Origin of the sequence: Thermotoga neapolitana DSM 4359 (assembly GCF_000018945.1) — a bacterium.
Lineage (GTDB): Bacteria > Thermotogota > Thermotogae > Thermotogales > Thermotogaceae > Thermotoga > Thermotoga neapolitana.
This window is the reverse complement of record NC_011978.1, coordinates 956,621-973,718: the sequence shown is the minus strand read 5'-3', so window position 1 is coordinate 973,718 and position 17,098 is coordinate 956,621. Positions and strand designations below refer to the sequence as shown.

At 46.7% G+C, this 17,098-nt stretch carries 18 protein-coding genes, 1 tRNA gene and 1 riboswitch; of the genes, 6 read left to right on the top strand and 13 right to left on the bottom strand.

Going from position 1 to position 17,098, the window contains the following annotated elements:
• Positions 1-3: 3 nt before the first annotated feature.
• Positions 4-696, top strand: a complete 693-nt coding sequence (locus tag CTN_RS04855; protein ID WP_015919475.1) for a zinc metallopeptidase — start codon at positions 4-6, stop codon at positions 694-696.
• A complete protein-coding gene (locus CTN_RS04850) occupies positions 693-1,988 on the top strand; it encodes a 16S rRNA (cytosine(967)-C(5))-methyltransferase (protein WP_015919474.1) in 1,296 nt (431 codons plus the stop codon). Before CTN_RS04855 ends, CTN_RS04850 begins: the two co-directional genes overlap by 4 nt.
• Here the strand turns inward: CTN_RS04850 and CTN_RS04845 are convergent.
• The 11 genes from CTN_RS04845 to CTN_RS04795 are packed head-to-tail and all read right to left on the bottom strand — an operon-like array spanning position 1,958 to position 11,465.
• Complete coding sequence (locus CTN_RS04845) at positions 1,958-3,235, bottom strand: nucleotidyltransferase (RefSeq protein ID WP_049750496.1); 1,278 nt, start codon at positions 3,233-3,235, stop codon at positions 1,958-1,960. The two genes, CTN_RS04850 and CTN_RS04845, sit on opposite strands and share 31 nt — an antisense overlap.
• The gene (locus tag CTN_RS04840) at positions 3,232-3,624 is read right to left on the bottom strand and encodes a hypothetical protein (protein WP_038067410.1); all 393 of its coding nucleotides are present in this window, start codon (positions 3,622-3,624) and stop codon (positions 3,232-3,234) included. The genes CTN_RS04845 and CTN_RS04840 overlap by 4 nt, the downstream gene beginning before the upstream one ends.
• Positions 3,621-4,049, bottom strand: a complete 429-nt coding sequence (locus tag CTN_RS04835) for a Fur family transcriptional regulator (RefSeq protein ID WP_015919471.1) — start codon at positions 4,047-4,049, stop codon at positions 3,621-3,623. The genes CTN_RS04840 and CTN_RS04835 overlap by 4 nt, the downstream gene beginning before the upstream one ends.
• The gene (locus CTN_RS04830) at positions 4,046-5,122 is read right to left on the bottom strand and encodes a M20 family metallopeptidase (RefSeq protein ID WP_015919470.1); all 1,077 of its coding nucleotides are present in this window, start codon (positions 5,120-5,122) and stop codon (positions 4,046-4,048) included. Before CTN_RS04830 ends, CTN_RS04835 begins: the two co-directional genes overlap by 4 nt.
• A complete protein-coding gene (gene lysA / locus CTN_RS04825) occupies positions 5,123-6,283 on the bottom strand; it encodes a diaminopimelate decarboxylase (protein ID WP_038067406.1) in 1,161 nt (386 codons plus the stop codon).
• Positions 6,284-6,324: 41 nt separating this feature from the next.
• On the bottom strand, positions 6,325-7,536 hold the full coding sequence (locus tag CTN_RS04820) for an aspartate kinase (protein ID WP_038067403.1): 1,212 nt from the start codon (positions 7,534-7,536) through the stop codon (positions 6,325-6,327).
• A 14-nt stretch (positions 7,537-7,550) separates the two neighbouring features.
• Entirely contained in the window at positions 7,551-8,252 is a 702-nt protein-coding gene (gene dapD, locus CTN_RS04815) for a 2,3,4,5-tetrahydropyridine-2,6-dicarboxylate N-acetyltransferase (RefSeq protein WP_081434637.1), read from the bottom strand.
• Position 8,253: 1 nt separating this feature from the next.
• Positions 8,254-8,904, bottom strand: coding sequence for a 4-hydroxy-tetrahydrodipicolinate reductase (dapB, locus tag CTN_RS04810; protein WP_015919466.1), 651 nt, complete (start codon positions 8,902-8,904; stop codon positions 8,254-8,256).
• The gene (dapA, locus tag CTN_RS04805; protein WP_015919465.1) at positions 8,901-9,785 is read right to left on the bottom strand and encodes a 4-hydroxy-tetrahydrodipicolinate synthase; all 885 of its coding nucleotides are present in this window, start codon (positions 9,783-9,785) and stop codon (positions 8,901-8,903) included. The genes dapB and dapA overlap by 4 nt, the downstream gene beginning before the upstream one ends.
• Positions 9,770-10,483, bottom strand: a complete 714-nt coding sequence (gene dapF, locus CTN_RS04800) for a diaminopimelate epimerase (protein WP_015919464.1) — start codon at positions 10,481-10,483, stop codon at positions 9,770-9,772. Before dapF ends, dapA begins: the two co-directional genes overlap by 16 nt.
• A 4-nt stretch (positions 10,484-10,487) precedes the next feature.
• Positions 10,488-11,465, bottom strand: a complete 978-nt coding sequence (locus CTN_RS04795) for an aspartate-semialdehyde dehydrogenase (RefSeq protein ID WP_015919463.1) — start codon at positions 11,463-11,465, stop codon at positions 10,488-10,490.
• Positions 11,466-11,554: 89 nt separating this feature from the next.
• Positions 11,555-11,733: riboswitch (Lysine riboswitch) on the bottom strand.
• 948 nt (positions 11,734-12,681) lie between these two features.
• Between CTN_RS04795 and CTN_RS04785 the strand changes: the two genes are divergently transcribed.
• The 4 genes from CTN_RS04785 to CTN_RS04770 all read left to right on the top strand — a co-directional run bounded on the left by CTN_RS04785 (position 12,682) and on the right by CTN_RS04770 (position 14,833).
• Positions 12,682-12,772, top strand: a tRNA-Ser gene (locus tag CTN_RS04785).
• A 57-nt stretch (positions 12,773-12,829) separates the two neighbouring features.
• Positions 12,830-13,282 carry a ribosome maturation factor RimP gene (rimP, locus tag CTN_RS04780; RefSeq protein WP_015919461.1) on the top strand — a complete coding sequence of 151 codons (453 nt, stop codon included), beginning with the start codon at positions 12,830-12,832 and terminating at the stop codon, positions 13,280-13,282.
• A gap of 12 nt (positions 13,283-13,294) precedes the next feature.
• Positions 13,295-14,329 carry a transcription termination factor NusA gene (gene nusA, locus CTN_RS04775; protein WP_015919460.1) on the top strand — a complete coding sequence of 345 codons (1,035 nt, stop codon included), beginning with the start codon at positions 13,295-13,297 and terminating at the stop codon, positions 14,327-14,329.
• A 21-nt stretch (positions 14,330-14,350) separates the two neighbouring features.
• A complete protein-coding gene (locus CTN_RS04770) occupies positions 14,351-14,833 on the top strand; it encodes a Fur family transcriptional regulator (RefSeq protein WP_015919459.1) in 483 nt (160 codons plus the stop codon).
• Here the strand turns inward: CTN_RS04770 and CTN_RS04765 are convergent.
• Both CTN_RS04765 and CTN_RS04760 read right to left on the bottom strand, forming a co-directional pair.
• A complete protein-coding gene (locus CTN_RS04765; protein WP_015919458.1) occupies positions 14,724-15,896 on the bottom strand; it encodes a ComEC/Rec2 family competence protein in 1,173 nt (390 codons plus the stop codon). The two genes, CTN_RS04770 and CTN_RS04765, sit on opposite strands and share 110 nt — an antisense overlap.
• Positions 15,893-17,098, bottom strand: coding sequence for a 2,3-bisphosphoglycerate-independent phosphoglycerate mutase (locus CTN_RS04760; RefSeq protein ID WP_015919457.1), 1,206 nt, complete (start codon positions 17,096-17,098; stop codon positions 15,893-15,895). Before CTN_RS04760 ends, CTN_RS04765 begins: the two co-directional genes overlap by 4 nt.

Below are 17,098 nucleotides of genomic sequence, written 5' to 3'. Positions count from 1 at the left end.
AGTGTGTTCTTCTTCTTTGATCCGACCTTCATCATACTCATTCCGGGCTTGCTGCTGGCACTCTGGGCACAGATACGGGTTCAGACAGCTTACGCCAGGTACTCACAGGTGAGATCCTCTCTGGGACTCACAGGGTACGAACTCGCAAAGAGATTGCTTGAAAATGCAGGTATTTACAATGTAAAAATAGAAGTCGTTTCTGGATTTCTCTCCGATCACTATGACCCTGTGAAGAAAGTTCTCAGACTCTCTCCACAGAACTTCAAAGGAACCTCTGTTGCCTCTCTTGGAGTTGTGGCTCACGAAGTGGGGCATGCCATGCAGGATGCAGAAAAGTATCCTCTGCTTGCTTTGAGAAACATGATGGTACCGGCGGTTGCAATGGGATCGAACCTCTCGTGGTTCATCTTCCTCTTCGGTCTCATCTTCTACACACCGTTTTTGATAAGGTTGGGTATAATCCTGTTTTCACTGGTAGTGCTCTTCACACTGATCACTCTTCCTGTGGAGTTCAACGCCAGCAGACGGGCGGTGAAACTTCTTGAAACCTCTATGCTGATGCCCGAGTACGAACTGAAGGGCGTCAAAGAGGTTCTGAGTGCAGCCGCCCTCACATACGTTGCTTCGTCTTTGACAGCATTCCTCCAGCTTCTCAGAATGATAGCTCTGGCAGGACTTTTTGGTGATAGAAGATGAGAACAAACGTGAGATTACTCGCTTACAGGCTCCTTCGAAAGTATGAAAAGGAAAAATTTCTGGACAGAGAGGACGTGGACAGCGTCCTCTCTGTTTTGAACGATAGAGACAGGAGATTCCTCAAGGAACTCGTGTGGGGAGTCATGAGGAAGGAAGAACTCCTGGACTGGTATATAAACCAACTTCTCAGAAATCCAGACATTCCACCAGCCGTGAGGGTAGCCTTGAGAATGGGAGTCTATCAGCTTCTCTTCATGGATGGTGTGCCGGATTACGCCGCAGTGAGTGAAACGGTGAAACTGGTCAAAAACGAAAACTTCAAAAAACTTGTCAACGCTGTGCTGAGAAGAGTGAAGAGTGTCCCACCTCCCAGCGACCTTCATCTTGTTTATTCACATCCAAAGTGGCTAGTCGACTACTGGAGGTCCTTTCTTCCAGAAGAAGTTGTGCTGAGGATCATGGAGTGGTATCAGAAACCGCTTCCAACCGTGCTTCGTGTGAACTCGCTTGTTACGACCAGAGAGGAAGTCATAGAGATCCTCTCAAAAGAGGGAACAGAAGCTATTTATGGAAAACATTCTCCATTTTCTGTTGTGATAAAGAAACTGGGAGTACCTCTGAACGATTCGAAGGTCATAACGGAAGGCCTTGCCACGGTTCAGGGAGAATCTTCTCAGATCGTACCGCTCCTCATGGATCTGGAACCGAATATGAAAGTACTGGACACATGCTCTGCTCCGGGTGGAAAGACAACCTTCATTGCTGAACTGATGAAGGATAAAGGTGAAATTCTGGCAACAGACGTGAGCATGGAAAGGTTACAACTGGTCGAAAAACACGTGAGACGCCTGAAACTTTCCTCTGTGAAGATCAAACTCGCAGATGCGGAGCGCCTCACGGAGTTCATTCAAGATGAGTTCGATCGAATCCTTGTGGATGCACCGTGCTCTTCTCTTGGGACGGCAAGAAACCATCCAGAGGTGTTGAGAAGAGCAAAAAAAGAAGAGTTCAAAGAACTTTCGGAAAAACAGTTTAGAATACTTTCTCAGTCGTGGAAACTCTTGAAGAAAGGAGGCATCTTGCTGTACAGCACATGCACCATAACGAAAGAAGAGAACACAGAGGTCATAAAAGCCTTCGCTGAGCAAACCCCTGATGTTGAAGTGATCGATTTGAGAAAAAGATTGGAGGATTACGGAGTAGAAGGGTTGTGGGACGGCTTTGGATTTCTGATGCTACCAGACGAGACCCTTACACCGTTCTATGTCTCTGCCCTCAAAAAAACCGGGTGAATTGCAAAGTCCCTTTCTCCGCATCTTTCTTCCCTCGACGGAAAGAACGTGGAGTAAAAATTGGTTGCCTTCACATCGAGTTTCAGTTGCTCAATGAAGAGGTTTCTATCCACAGGCAGGTCTGTTTTTTCCAGCACCTTTCTGTAAAGAGACATGTTGGTTACGATGGGTAGTTTTGTTTTCTTTCTCATGATCGCCAGGATCCTTCTTCCTCTTTCAGTGAAACCAAGCACTCTGATGTACTGAGGCCCCTTTTCGTTGCTTTTTTCAACGAATTCCTTGCTCATTTCCAGAACAGAGAAGAGAGACAGTCTTCTTATTCGTGAAAAAGTGAATCTTTTCGCCTTGACGCACTCCAGGAAATCTCTGTACGACCCCGTCTGTCTGGCACACTCTTGAAACCTTTTTTCCAGCCCCTCGGAAAACCCGTGTATTTTTTCAAAGTATTCTCTGTCTTTCAACCTGAAAAACGCCAGCATGAAATCTCCCATGTGCTCCAGAAACACAGGGCCTCTTCCCTCTTTGAACTCTCTCATCAGGATCTCGTAGGATGCATCCGGAAGGGATTCCCTGGTCTCGTCCCATCTCTTCTCTCTCAAAAGATTTCTGATCGCTGTGGCGCTTGAGAATTTTCCTTTGAAAGAACCGTCCTTTTCTTCTGCTCCCACTCTCTTTATCGTGTGAAACCTGATCGAAGATCCTATTCGAAGGGCAGAGTGAAGATATTCAACTCCAAGGATGTCGTTGGACTTTTCGAGTCTCAGAACGTTCTTTTCGTTCCATCCTTTGAGGGAAAAGTACCTCATCAAAGCAAATTTGCGCGCGTTTGGAAAAGAATGGCCCTTCTTCAATTCTTCATGCAGAAACGATTTGTATTCCTCAGGCTGTTCAAAAAGGATTTTCGCCACCTGCCACAGGAAATCTATATCGTTGGACTCGCTTCCAAAGACAACATCTGTGACAACACCAGTTGCGTCGAGCAGACTCACAGCACCGAACGCAAAACCACCCGCATCCTGGATGGCAAAAGTCGTTGGAAGTTCCAGGACAACGTCTATCCCCATTTTCAGGGCAATCTCGGCGCGGGCAAATTTATCTATCACCGCAGGTTCTCCTCTTTGACAGAAGTTCCCACTCATCACAGCAATTGTGTATTCAGGTTTTACGATCTCTCTAGCCTGTGTCAGATGATAGAGGTGGCCGTTGTGGAACGGGTTGTATTCAACCACAACACCGAGGACTTTCAGGACTCATCCCTCCTGATGACAGTCAAAAAGAAGGCAAGCAACACCACGGTGAAGAGTAAAAAGAGAACGTATACACCGATGAGTCTGGAAACAAGATTTCCAAAGACGTAAAGACCATAGAGCTGGGCTACCAGGGAAGGAAAAAGAAGAAGAAAACCAAGTACCGCAAGCCATTTCTTTCCAGAAGAAGTGTAATAGTTCAAGGAAATTCCCGAAAAGAGAAACGGAAGAAACAAAGAAAGCAACACCGCAAGAAAGTTCTTCGGAACGCTAACCCCCAGAAAAGTGGAAATGTAGGGTTCAAGGAAATAAAAAGCCACCCATCCTATAAATCCAATTGTGCCCACAACTATCAGAAGAATAGACAACAACTGGGTGAAAAACCTCAATCTTTCACCCTCTTCAGACAATCTTCACACACACCACGTATGACGATTTCTATCTTCTCTCTCTTTCCCCTGATCTTTTCAAGATCCAGTTTTTTTATCTCGATGTCTTCTATCTTTCCACAGATCCTGCATACGAAGTGTCCGTGTGGTGCAGGGTTGAAGTCGAAGATAGTTTTCTGCCCATCGCTGAAAGAGTATATCACACCGAGATCCACAAGAAGGTACAGGGTGCTGTACAGCGTTGCTATGGAAAGGGATGGTATCTTTTTTGAAAGGACAGAGAACAGTTCCTTTGCTTCGAAGTGTCCTTTTTCCATCTTCGATACGAACTTTATGATTTCCATTCTCTGTGTCGTCAACTTGATCTTTTTTGCTTTCAACTGTTCGACAATCTCTTCCAGATTCATCTCGTTCACACTCCTCATATTGCCTCCGCAAGAAAGGCAAGAAGCTCAGATGCCAGAGGTATGTACTCGTCCTTTGGAAGAAAGCAAGGATGATGAAGTCCAACTCTCTTTTCCCCTTCTCCCACACCAAACCAGAAGGAAAGAGATGGAAACACCTGCGTGAAGTATCCAAAGTCTTCTCCAGTCTTCTTCATTTCGCATTCGATGAACCTGAGGTTCAATCTTTCACAGGTTTTCTTCAATATCTCCAGAAGGTCTGCGTTGACCTTCACCTCCGGATAGACACTTCCCTTTTCGAGAGAAAAATCAACACCAGAACTATCTTTGAGACTCAAAAGTTGATTCTTCATCTCTGATAATATTTCTTCTGCTATCTTCAACGATTTTGCTCTTATGGTACCTTCTATCTTCACCTCTGAAGGAACCACGTTTCTCACCCGACCACCAACGATTTTCCCAACACCAACGAGGGCATCCCACTTTCTGCCATAAAGCCAGTGCAGGAAAGAAACAGCCACTTTCAAAGCGTCTTTTCCTTTTTCGGCAAAGGCAATGTGAGCAGGGACACCTTTAAAGTATACATCGAATTCCGTCGCCGAGGCAAACAACACCCCGGCTCTCGACACCACCGTCCCCACATCGTACTCGTCCGTCACGTGGAATCCAACAGCGGCTTTGATGGTGTAGTTTTTTCTTAGAAACTCAACAACCTCCTTTGCGCCACCACCGGTTTCTTCGGCAGGCTGAAAAACAAAGAGGAAATTCTTTCGTACAGTCTTCAATCGTTTCATGGCACCGAAGAGGGCACTCATGTGAAAGTCGTGACCGCAGGCGTGCATGTAGTCGTTTCTTGAGGCAAATTCCCATCCTGTCTCCTCTTTGATGGGAAGTGCGTCCATTTCCGCCCTCAACACAACGTAGGGTCCCTCTGTTTCCTTCTTCTCAACGACCAGGCCTGTTCCGGCAACCTCCATTATCTTTCCGTAACCGATCTTCTGGATCGCCGATTTGAGAATCTCCTGGGTCTTGAATTCCTTAAAGGAGGGTTCTGGATTCATGTGGAGAAGATGTCTCAGTTCTATTTCGTCCATTCACATCACCACGTCCTTGAAGATGTCCATTATGTTTTCCCTTCTTCTTATCAATACAAGTTCGCCATCTTTTTTCACCAAGACCTCTGCAGGCTTTGATGTCGAGTTGTAGTTGTTCGCCATGGTGTAACCGTACGCACCCGCGTTTTCCACAAACAGGAAATCTCCCGGTTCAACCGCTGGAAGGTTTCGATCGTACGCTATCACGTCTCCACTTTCACACAGGGGGCCTACAACATCTGCCTTGAAGTCTGATCCTTCTTTTCCATAGACGAAGATCCTGTGATGGGCAGAGTACAGGGCAGGTCTTATGAGTGTGTTCATTCCACCATCCACTACAACAAACACCTTGTTTTCTCCTCTTTTGACGAGAATGACTTTCAGCACTAGAAAGCCGGCAGGAGCGATGATGTATCTTCCAATTTCAACGAACACCCTTTTGAATCCATCAAGAAGTGGTACAACCTTTTCCCGATACTCTTGAACGTTCAGTTCTTCTCCCTGGTAGTCTATTCCCCATCCTCCTCCTATGTTGATCTCTTCAAAGCCGTATCTTCTGGAGGCTTCTACCACCTTTTCATAGGCTTCAAGGAAAGGATCTACTTTCGTTATCTGAGAACCTATGTGAACATGAAGGCCTTTTATGTTCATCCCTTTGAATCTTTTCATGAAACTGTCCAGCATGTTCAGAGGAATACCGAATTTGTGTTTTTTGAGTCCGGTGGAGATGTGAGGATGAGTCCGTGCATCCACCTCCGGATTCACTCTGACGAAAAAGTTCACGTCTTCTGGACTCAGACTTTCCCACATCTCCATCTCCTCAAAGGAGTCAACGTTGATCGTTCTTACTCCTTCTTTCAAAAAGTGGAGCATCTCCTCCTTGCTCTTTCCGTTTCCGTTCCAGACGATCAGAAAAGGATCAACTCCAGCGAGTCTGGCAGCGAAGAGTTCTCCCTTTGTCACCACATCCATTCCAAAGCCTTCTTCTTTTAGAATTGCAAGCAAATTGGGGTTGTTGTTTGCCTTCACGGCAAAGGTGGGAAGAAGGTTTATCCCATGGAAAACCTCTTTTACCCTTCGGGCACGCTCACGTATTGTTTCTTCAAAATACACATAAAGAGGTGTCCCGTGGATCTCCGCTGCTTTTTTCAGTGCTTCCATTGTGCTCGACGTTTTAATGGCACACACCTCCCCGGATGCAGTTACTCGGCCAGGTCGAACTCGTCAACCACCGCCTTCAGAGCTTTTTCAGCATCTTTTTCTGGCACAAGACAGGAGATCTTTATCTCAGACGTGGTGACGAGTTCTGGAGTAACACCAACCCTCTTCAAAGCGCTAAAGAACCTTGCCGCAACTCCAGGACTTGTTCTCATTCCAACACCGACGATTGAGAGTTTGGCAAAGCCTTCTTCATAGGAGGATTTCCAGCCTTCAACGTTTTTCAAGGCATTTCTGAGCGCCTCGTCGAGATCGTCTTTGTGATCTTCCAGTATTGTGAAAGACAGAAACACCTTTCCGTTCGATGGAACAAGGGAGATCATATCGACGTTCAGAGAACGCTTTCCCACTTCTTCGAATATGGCAGTGATGTATTCTGCCTCTTTTGGAAGAAAAGAGATCGAAACTTTTATCTGTCCGTGTGAAATTGTTGCACCCGTCACAACGGGTTCTTCCAACCATTCGGGAAGTCTTTCCACCACCATGGTTCCCTCCTCTTCAACAAAAGAAGAAGCACAGTACACAGGTATTCTGTACTTTTTGGCAATCTCAACGGACCTGGAATGAAGCACCTTCGCCCCAAGTGCGGTGAGTTCAAGGGCTTCGTCATAAGTTATGTACTTCAACTTTTTTGCCCCCGGGATGAGTCTGGGATCGCACGTGTAGATACCATCCACGTCGCTGTAGATCTCACAGGGAACTCTTAACTTTGCGGCGAGGGCAACCGCCGATGTATCCGATCCACCACGTCCGAGTGTGGTGAGATCTCCCCTCTCGTTCACTCCCTGAAAACCGGTTACAACCAAAGCGTCGTGCTCCTTGAGGTTTTCCATGATCACACTATCGTCTATGTCCATGATGCGAGCACTCGTGTGATGCGGTGTGGTTTTTATCCTCACCTGAAAGGCGTTCAGAGACTTTGCTTTCACACCGAGATCCTTCAGAGCCATCGAAAGCAGAGCAGCGGAAACCTGCTCTCCCGTTGCCAGGAGCATATCGAGTTCTCTTGCGTCGGGTTTTGGTGAAACCTCTTTTGCAAGTTTTATGAGTTCGTCGGTTGTCTTTCCCATGGCAGAGACCACAACAACCACTTTGAAACCTTCTTCAACCTTCTTCTTTATCCTCATTGCGACGTTTTTTATCCTCTCCGGAGTGGCAACTGAACTACCACCGTACTTTTGTACCACCAGTTTCATCTCTACAACCTCCGTCATTCGAGATTTCTCAATTCGTCAACGATCCTGGTCTTTTCCTTTGTCTTTTCGTCTATCTGCTTTATCACACGCGCAGGCACACCTGCAACCACGGTGTACGGCGGAACATCTTTTGTTACAACGGCTCCGGCAGCCACCACAGACCCCTTTCCAACCGTGACACCCTCCAGTATCACAGCGTTTGCTCCGACAACCACCTCATCTTCTATTACCACTGGCTTTGCACTTGGAGGTTCTATAACACCGGCGATAACCGCACCCGCTCCAATGTGACATTTCTTTCCTATGATGGCCCTTCCACCCACGACAGCGTTCATGTCTATCATTGTTCCCTCACCAATCACCGCTCCAACGTTTATCACTGCTCCCATCATGATCACGGCACCTTCACCGATTTCCACCATATCCCTTATGATCGCACCCGGTTCGATTCGAGCCCTGTACTTGGTGATGTCTGCAAGAGGAAGGGCGGAGTTTCTTGCCTTCACTTCCAGATGGTAGTCTTCTATCTTTTCACCATACTTTTCGAGTAACTCTCTGAAGTCCTCGTACTCTCCAAAAAGAACTCCAAACTGATCGTTACCGAAAAACTTGAATTTAGAGAAATCTATCCCATCGAGTTTTCCCTTTATGTAAGCGACAATGGGAGTTTTCTTTTTTGACTTTGCTATCATCTCTATGATCTCTCTTGCATCCACTTCATTCACCTCCAAACACGATCTCTTCGAAACTGTAAAAACCAGGTTCTCTTCCAACGAGAAATTCAGCGGCTTTCAATGCTCCTATGGCGAAGACCGTTCGGGAGATCGCCCTGTGCTTTATCTCTATCGTTTCACCCACGTTTCCAAACACGATCACATGATCACCGGGTATTCCACCGATCCTCAAAGAGTGAATGGGAACTTCCTTTCCCAGGGCATTTTTCAGAAGGATTGCAGTTCCGGAGGGGGCGTCCTTCTTGAAACGATGGTGCGCCTCCACGATCTCCACGTCCCAGTCTGAAAGAACCTTCGAAAGTTCCGAAAGGAACCTTTTCAGAACGTTTATCCCTATGGAGAAATTGTAAGACTGAACGACGGGAACTTCTTTTGAAAGTTCTCTCAGCATCTCGAAATGTTCTTCCTTCAAGGCAGTGGTCCCCAGAACAAGGGCAGATTTGTATTTTCTGCACAGATCAACGGTTTCTGGTAAAGCATCCGCCGAGGAAAAGTCCACGATCACGTCGGGTGAGTCTTTTATCTCTTTGCCGTTCACATCCACCTTTAAGACGAGTTCGTGTCCCTTTTCGGAGAATACCTTTTGAATCTCCTGTCCCATACGCCCGGAGTACCCCACGATTCCATACTTCATAACAGACCACTCTCCCTGAGAACTCCCTTGAGGAGCTCCACAGTCTTTTCACTTGCGGGAACAAGAGGCAATCTCAACTCGTTTTCCACATAACCCATGAGAGAAAGAGCAGCCTTTACAGGTATTGGGTTCGTCTCCACAAAGAGGGCCTTCATGAGTGGTCTGAGTTTTCTGTGGATCTCCCTTGCTTTTTCGATATTTCCGCTGAAGAACTCGGCACAAAGGTCAGACATCTGTTTCGGTGCCACGTTGGACACCACAGAGATCACACCGTCTCCACCTGCACACAGCAAATAGAACGTTCTGTCGTCGTTTCCAGACCAGACCATGAAATCACTTCTTGCGCTCTTGGTAAGGGTGACTGTTCTGTCTATCTGGTCGATATCTCCATTGGCCTCTTTTATTCCGACAACGTTCTTGAGATCGGATGCTATCCTTGCAGCGGTTTCCGGAAGAACGTTCACCCCTGTTCTTCCCGGAACGTTGTAGACGATGATCTTCAGGTCTGTTCTTTCTGAAATGTATTTGTAGTGCTGGTAGAGCCCTTCCTGAGTGGGTTTGTTGTAGTAGGGAGTGACTATGAGCACACCGTCGGCTCCAAGTTTTTCTGCCTGTTTGACAAGTTTCAGGGTTTTTTCCGTGGAGTTCGTCCCGGCACCCACAATCACGGGAATCTTTCCATCAACGATTTCGAGAGTTTTTGAGACAAGTCTTTCCCTCTCGTCATCGTTCACCGTGGGAGCTTCTCCTGTCGTTCCAAGAACGATCAGCGCACTCACGCCACCATCAAGTTGATACCTGACCAGTCTCTCGTAAGCCTCCAGATCGAGTTCTCCGTTTTTGAAAGGTGTGACGATCGCAGTTCCTACTCCTCTGAACATCTTCTCACATCCCCCTTCAAATAGATTTCCCCATTCTCTTCTCTGAGGAAAAGCGTTCCCCCGGGTACCAGAACTTTCATCTCCTTAGAACCTGTTCTGCTGTGGTGCACGAAGAAAACAGCAGTTACACCAGTTCCACAGGCTTTCGTTTCCCTCTCCACACCACGTTCGTACGTTCTTACCTTCAGAAAGCCCTGGGCAACCTCATAAAAGTCGACGTTGGCATTGGTTTTGTGTCTCAAGAGCCTTCCGAGTTTCTCCACATCCACTTCATCCACGTTCTTCACTTCAAGAATGAAATGGGGAACCCCCACCACCACAAAATGTCCCCTGTAACCGTCCACTTCGAGTTCTTTCACTTCTGAAACAGCAGGCATCCTCACCCAGATTCCATCGTCCAGGAAAACCTTTATTTCCCCCGCTCTTGAAAGAAAGGTGAATTTTCTCTGTTTCACCCATCCTCTGTCTATCAGATACTGCGAAAAAGCACGGGCACCGTTTCCACAGAAGGTTGCCATGCTTCCATCACGATTGTAATAATCCATGAAGAACTTCTCGCCCACTTTTTCTACGAATATCACACCATCCAGATCACCAACATGATTTCGCACAAAATCGGGCTTTTCGTTCTCGGAGATCTTTTTTTCGGTATTGTCTACCATCAGGAAAGTGTTTCCGTTCGCAGAATAGCAGACCACTTTTTCACATCCTTCCGTTCATCTTTGCGTGCTTCAGCAAGATTCTCACCGCATTGGTTACGGCACCCACACGGATGTTGTCCGCCACGTTCCAGAACAGGATGGAACGCTCGTCCCCCTTTCTCAGCCTGCAGACGTACGTTTCGTTCTTTCCGGCAACGTCAACGGCTGTCACCAGATCATCCGTCACAACAACATCTTCTCCCGATGCTATGATCTCTTTCACCTTCTCCAGTGACTCAAACGGCCTCTTCAATCTCACCATAACTGCTTCGGAGTGGCCGTAAAGAACAGGAACCCTCACGGTTGTTGGATAAACCCTTATCGAGTAATCGTTGAGGATCTTCCTTGTTTCGTTTATCATCTTCATCTCTTCCTGTGTAAAGAGATTGTCCTGAACATCCCCTATGAGGGGAATGACATTTCTGTGAATTGGCTTTGGAAACACTCTGACAACATTCTCTCCTCTTTCCTGGGATAGAAGTTCTTCGATACCCTTGTGACCTGCTCCTGAAACGGACTGGTATGTTGCCACAAAGATCTCTTCTATTCCATAAACTTCGTGCAACTTGTATATGGACAGGATCATCTGTATCGTGGAACAGTTGGGATTTGCTATTATGCCTGTGTACCCCTTGAGCAGATGAGCGTTCACCTCGGGAACAACGAGGGGTATGTCCTTTTCCATTCTGAAAGCAGAAGAGTTGTCGATCACCGTGACTCCGTTTTCAGCGGCTATGGGTGCAAATTTCCGTGAAACACTTGCACCCGCCGAAAACAGGAAGTAATCGCAATCCCACTTCATCGCTTCCTCTGTGAGGAGTTCCACTTTTACCTTTTCTCCTCTGAACTCAATCTCTTTTCCCACGGATCTTTCGGAGGCAAACAGCCTGAGTTCTGTAACCGGAACGTTGAACTCCTCAAGAACCTTTACCATCGCTCGTCCAACTTCTCCTGTAGCACCTACCACTCCTACTTTCATCTTCTTCCCTCCCTGGTCTTAATAAAAAAAGCGTCTCTTCGCTCCCCGAAGAGACGCCAAATCAGGTCTGAAATCATTCTTTCGATTCCAGACCCGATCGGCTCTCCACGGAGAGACCTCCGTGACAGTGGCATGGGTGTTCCCCATACCCCCAGGCGTATAGGGCGGGAGGAACCCTATACCCTTCGGCGCCCTCGCCTTTCAGCTGCCCCCGATTCCTCCCCTGAAGGGACAGCCTACTCATCTCGGGCGCTCCTCCGTCGGGTCTTATTCATTTTAGATCTATTGTACCAGTGTTTTGAAACGGGAACAATTAAGAGAAGGTTAACATTGAACTCTATGGAAACTTAGAAGGAAATATATAAGATGCTAGCAACTATTTTTTATTCACTAAACCACGGTAAGTTCCATTTATTCACAAAGCGGGTGGTGATTGTAACGGGCATGAGAAGAAGGATGTGGAGTATGCAATTACCGGTAACGAAAAAATTCATGCGGGTTTGAGAGAGGTGATGTATGCATGGAAAATGGAATAGTGAGCGAGAATATGAAATAGGATATGAGAATATGTCTTCATCTGTGTTCATGTATCTGGCACAAATAAAGAAACCACATACTTAGCCTCTAACCTTTTAAGGAGTACCTTTTTAAACAAACTTGTGAAAACAGGAACTAGTTGATTTTCCCATAAAACACACCGAAATAGCCTGACCTAGGCTCCCTTATTCCATTTTTCCAAACAGTACTTGACTGGGTCTTTCTGTGTGTTAGAATCACCTGTGATGAAACACCTTCTGTATGTCCTCATATACTCTTGCTTTTTGATATGCTTTGTGGTATAATTTCTTTGAAATCCAACGGGTTTCAATACTTCCTTTGAGGTATGGAAACCCATCGGAGGGCCGTTTTCTGACCTGGACTATGCGGGTTTCAATACTTCCTTAGAGGTATGGAAACCAAAACTCCAGAACGTGGATGGCTCTGGCTCTGGACTGTTTCAATACTTCCTTAGAGGTATGGAAACCATCCTCCTTTTCAAGCCTTTTGATCATCTGATAAAGGTTTCAATACTTCCTTAGAGGTATGGAAACAAAGTATAGAAATTTTTCAATCTTTCTGTTCGGTTCTCCTTTCAAATGCATGAAATTAAAAAAACAAACACGCTCCTCTTGAATTATTGAAAAAACAAGTGTATAATACTTTCTTGGTACGGAGAGGAGAGGTGGCCGAGGGGTCTAAGGCGCACGCCTGGAGAGCGTGTGGTGGCCAAAAGCCACCCGTGGGTTCAAATCCCACCCTCTCCGCCAGAGAAAGGCCGGGACTTCGTGTCCCGGTTTTTCGTTCACTAGGGGGTGGTTGATAGTATGTTCGAAGAGATGATTGTAGAAAAGGTTAGAAAAGAAGCGGAAAGAATTGCTGAAAAGCAAGGCCTGGAAATCTTCGACATACAGTACAGAAGAGAAAGCAGAGGCTGGGTCCTCAGGGTCGTTATAGACAACCCGGTGGGATACGTGAGTGTGAGAGACTGCGAACTCTTTTCCAGAGAACTGGAGAGGTTTCTGGATAGAGAAGATCTCATAGAGCATTCGTACACTCTCGAAGTGTCGTCTCCTGGACTCGACAGACCCTTGAGGGGTCCGAAGGATTATCAAAGATTCACCGGGAAACTTGCGAAAATCATCACAAAAGATGGAAAAACGTTCATAGGAAGAATCGAATCCTTCGTCGATGGAATAGTAACCATCTCCGATGAGAAAGGAAAACACGAGATAGACATCGAAGATGTGAGGAAGGCAAATCTGGAAATAGAATTTTAAGGAGGTGTTCCCATGAACATAGGCTTGCTCGAGGCTCTGGATCAGCTTGAGGAGGAGAAAGGAATATCCAAAGAAGAGGTTATTCCCATTCTGGAAAAGGCTCTGGTGAGCGCCTACAGGAAGAATTTTGGAAGTTCAAAAAATGTCGAAGTGGTGATAGACCGAAACACCGGAAACATAAAGGTGTATCAGTTGCTCGAAGTGGTGGAAAATGTGGAGGATTCCACCACTCAGATCTCTCTGGAAGAGGCAAAGAAACTCGACCCAACAGCAGAGATAGGTTCGATCATCAAAAAAGAACTTGATGTTAAAAACTTCGGAAGAATCGCAGCCCAAACCGCAAAACAGGTGCTCATTCAGAGGATTAGAGAACTGGAGAAGGAAAAACAGTTCGAAAAGTACTCAGAACTCAAAGGAACGGTTACAACCGCTGAGGTGATAAGAGTTACGAGCGATTGGGCAGACATCCGAATTGGAAAACTAGAAACCAGGCTTCCAAAGAAAGAATGGATCCCCGGTGAGGAAATAAAGCCGGGAGACCTGGTGAAGGTCTATATCATCGACGTAGTGAAAACGACAAAAGGCCCAAAGATTCTTGTAAGCAGAAGGGTGCCTGAGTTCGTCATCGGACTCATGAAACTGGAAATTCCGGAGATAGAAAATGGCATCGTGGAAATAAAAGCCATCGCCAGAGAACCTGGTGTGAGAACGAAAGTGGCTGTGACATCCAACAATCCAAATGTCGATCCGATAGGTGCGTGCATAGGTGAGGGTGGCTCCAGGATCGCAGCCATACTCAGAGAACTCAAAGGTGAAAAACTGGACGTTTTGAAATGGTCAGACGATCCAAAACAGCTCATAGCGAACGCCCTGGCCCCTGCCACCGTCATAGAAGTGGAGATACTCGACAAAGAAAACAGAGCGGCGCGTGTACTTGTACCGCCAACGCAGCTCTCTCTTGCCATAGGAAAAGGTGGCCAGAACGCCAGGCTCGCAGCAAAACTCACAGGATGGAAGATAGATATCAAACCCATTATGAACCTATGAAGCAGAAAAGGAGGTGCCTCGATGTACGAAGAACTGAGAAATGAATTGAAAAAAAGGAAATACAGAATCACCGCTCAGAGGGAAATGATCCTCAAGATCTTTCTTGAATCCAAAGGAAGGCATCTGGGTGTGGATGAAGTCTATCGGGAACTTTTGAACAGAAACGTCAGAGTAAGCAAAGCCACAGTTTACAGAGCGGTGGAACTTCTGGTCGAACTTGGGTTCTTGAGAAAGTTAAACTTCGGAGAAGGACTGTACAGATACGAGCTGATAGATCGAAGCACACGCGAATCGCATCAGCATGTGATTTGTCAGAAATGCGGAAAAATAGTCGAGATCAACTCAGAACAGGTCAAAAAGATCGTGTCGGACATTTCAGAAAAGACGGGGTACGTCATAAAATGGCACGACCTGAAGTTCTACGGATTATGCCCCGAATGTCAAAAAGAAGAATCAAAGGCACCGGAATCAGGACAAAGAACAGAAATTTCGGAAGAGGGATGATGGGCATCATGTTCGAAAGTCTTACGAGTACATCCACAGGAAACGATACGATGTTTGCTACGTCTGCTGCTACCATCGATGGAGTCTTCAGGCCCAGCAGAAAAAGAAGGAAGGAAAGATGAGAAACCCACGTAACAGGTATCACGGCAAAAGACATCGGAATAGAAAAAAGGAGTGCCGAAACGTTCGTTTCACCGAAGAAAAGACAGAGGAATGGAAGGGAAGCAAGGTAGGCTTTCACGACGAGTTCAAAAATGTTCTTCGAGTTCAGGATACTCAGTGTCACGAAAAAGGACAGAAGAAAAGAGGGAGTGAAAAGAACGGTGGGGTCAAGAACGATCATCAAAGACCCCACCGTTGCCGTTATATAAGAGGGAGTTGTTTTGAAACCAAGTGTCCTGAGAACTTTCCAGAGCAGTATGGTCAGATAGGCCCTCAAAACAGAGGGGGTGTTCACGGAAAGCACGTAGGGAATTAGAAGAAGGAGAGCCACAAGCTCTTGATACATCCGCCTCCATGTGAAAAAAGAAATGAGCGTTGTGTAAAGAGAAAAGGCAATTCCCACATGAAGACCTGAAACGGCAAAAAAGTGACCAAGTCCACTTCTGTACACGGCGTTATCTTTCTCTCCAAAGAGAAGAGAAAAGGCTGTTCCCCGCACTTCTTTTGAAAACTCTTCTCTCAGTCTTCTCAGAGAAGGTTTCTCCAGTTCTTTCAAGTAGGATGGATGAAAGATGCTGCCGTCGTAGTACCCTACCGCGTAGATGAACCCATCTTTTGAGGTTCTTATCCTGATAGGGCGGACCTTTTTCCACTCTCCCTGAAATACCTTCACACGTGTCACACGGGATCCTTCCACAAGTCCTACAAGTTCGTAGTTTCCAGGTGGAAGTGTTCCAAGTGAGTACAAGAAGGCACCAGAAAGGATGAAGAGCACAGCAATTGAAATTTCTTTGTTTTTTCTCCAGAGTGGAATTGCAGCGGGAAAGAACACATACCAGGGAAAACGAAAGAGGGCGCCCAGAAGCGCCCCCAGACACAGAGAAAAGAAGATCAATATCATGCTCCGAACTTTTCCAGCCTTCCAGCGTACGCAAGAGCAAGCGTCATGACGTCGCTGGCGTGTATCGTTCCAAGGGTACCTCTTGCGCACTCGAATTCGTTGAAGGCCTGAGACAAACCTCTTCTCGTGTACCTGGACCAGATGAGAAGAGGAACGGGATGCCAGCTGTGGGCCTTCAGTGGAACGGGCGTGGAATGATCTCCTGTGATCACAAGAACGTCCGGTTTCAATGCGAGGATCTCCGGTATCACTCTGTCAACTTCCTCTATCACCTTCACCTTTTCATCGAACTTTCCGTCTTCACCGTAAGAGTCCGTTTTCTTCACGTGAACGTAGAAGAAATCGAAATCGTTCCATTTTTCTTTCAGAGTGTTGATTTCATCTTCGACGGTTTGTCCCGTTTCGATTATCTCCATTCCCACAAGTTTCGCAAGGCCCCTGTACATCGGATAGGTTGCGATGGCTCCAGCCCTCAACTTGTAGATCTCCGGGAATTTGGGAAGATCAGGATATTTGGAAAATCCTCTGATGAGGGCAAAGTTTATCTTCGGGTTGTCCTTCAGAACCTCTGCTATTTTCCTGATCAACTCGTTGGCGATCCTTGCCGTCTTCTTCGAAGGTTCATCCAGCCCTTCTGCCCAGACCATCGGATGCCCTTCTTTCTGGGGATCTGCGTCCGTTACTCTGTCGCCAAGACCTTCACCGGTGAACTTCACCACGAACCTGTGTTCTTTACCGGGATAGAACGTGATTTCCACGTCCTCGATCTTCTTGATCTTTTCTGAAAGAAGTTGAACCACCTTCGCAGATTCTTCCGTGGCAGGCCTTCCTGCCCTTCTGTCGAGCACCACGTTCCCGTCCCAGGTTGCAAAGTTTGCTCTGGCAACAACATCTTTTTCACCAACTTCAACACCTATACCCAGCGCCTCAAGGATGCCTCTTCCTATCTGATACTTTATGGGGTCGTATCCAAAAAGTGAAAGGTGTCCAGGACCGCTTCCTGGAGTGATGCCGGGAAGGACTGGAACGGTCTGGCCAAGGTCGCTCTCTTTTGCCAGGCTGTCGAGATTCGGTGTGCTGGCTGCCTGAAGGGGAGTCTTGCCGTTCACCGGAATGTCTCCAAGCCCGTCCATCACAAGCAGGACTATCTTCGTATCGTTTGTTGTTACAAGTTTTGAGACGAACTTCTGTTTATCAAGCAT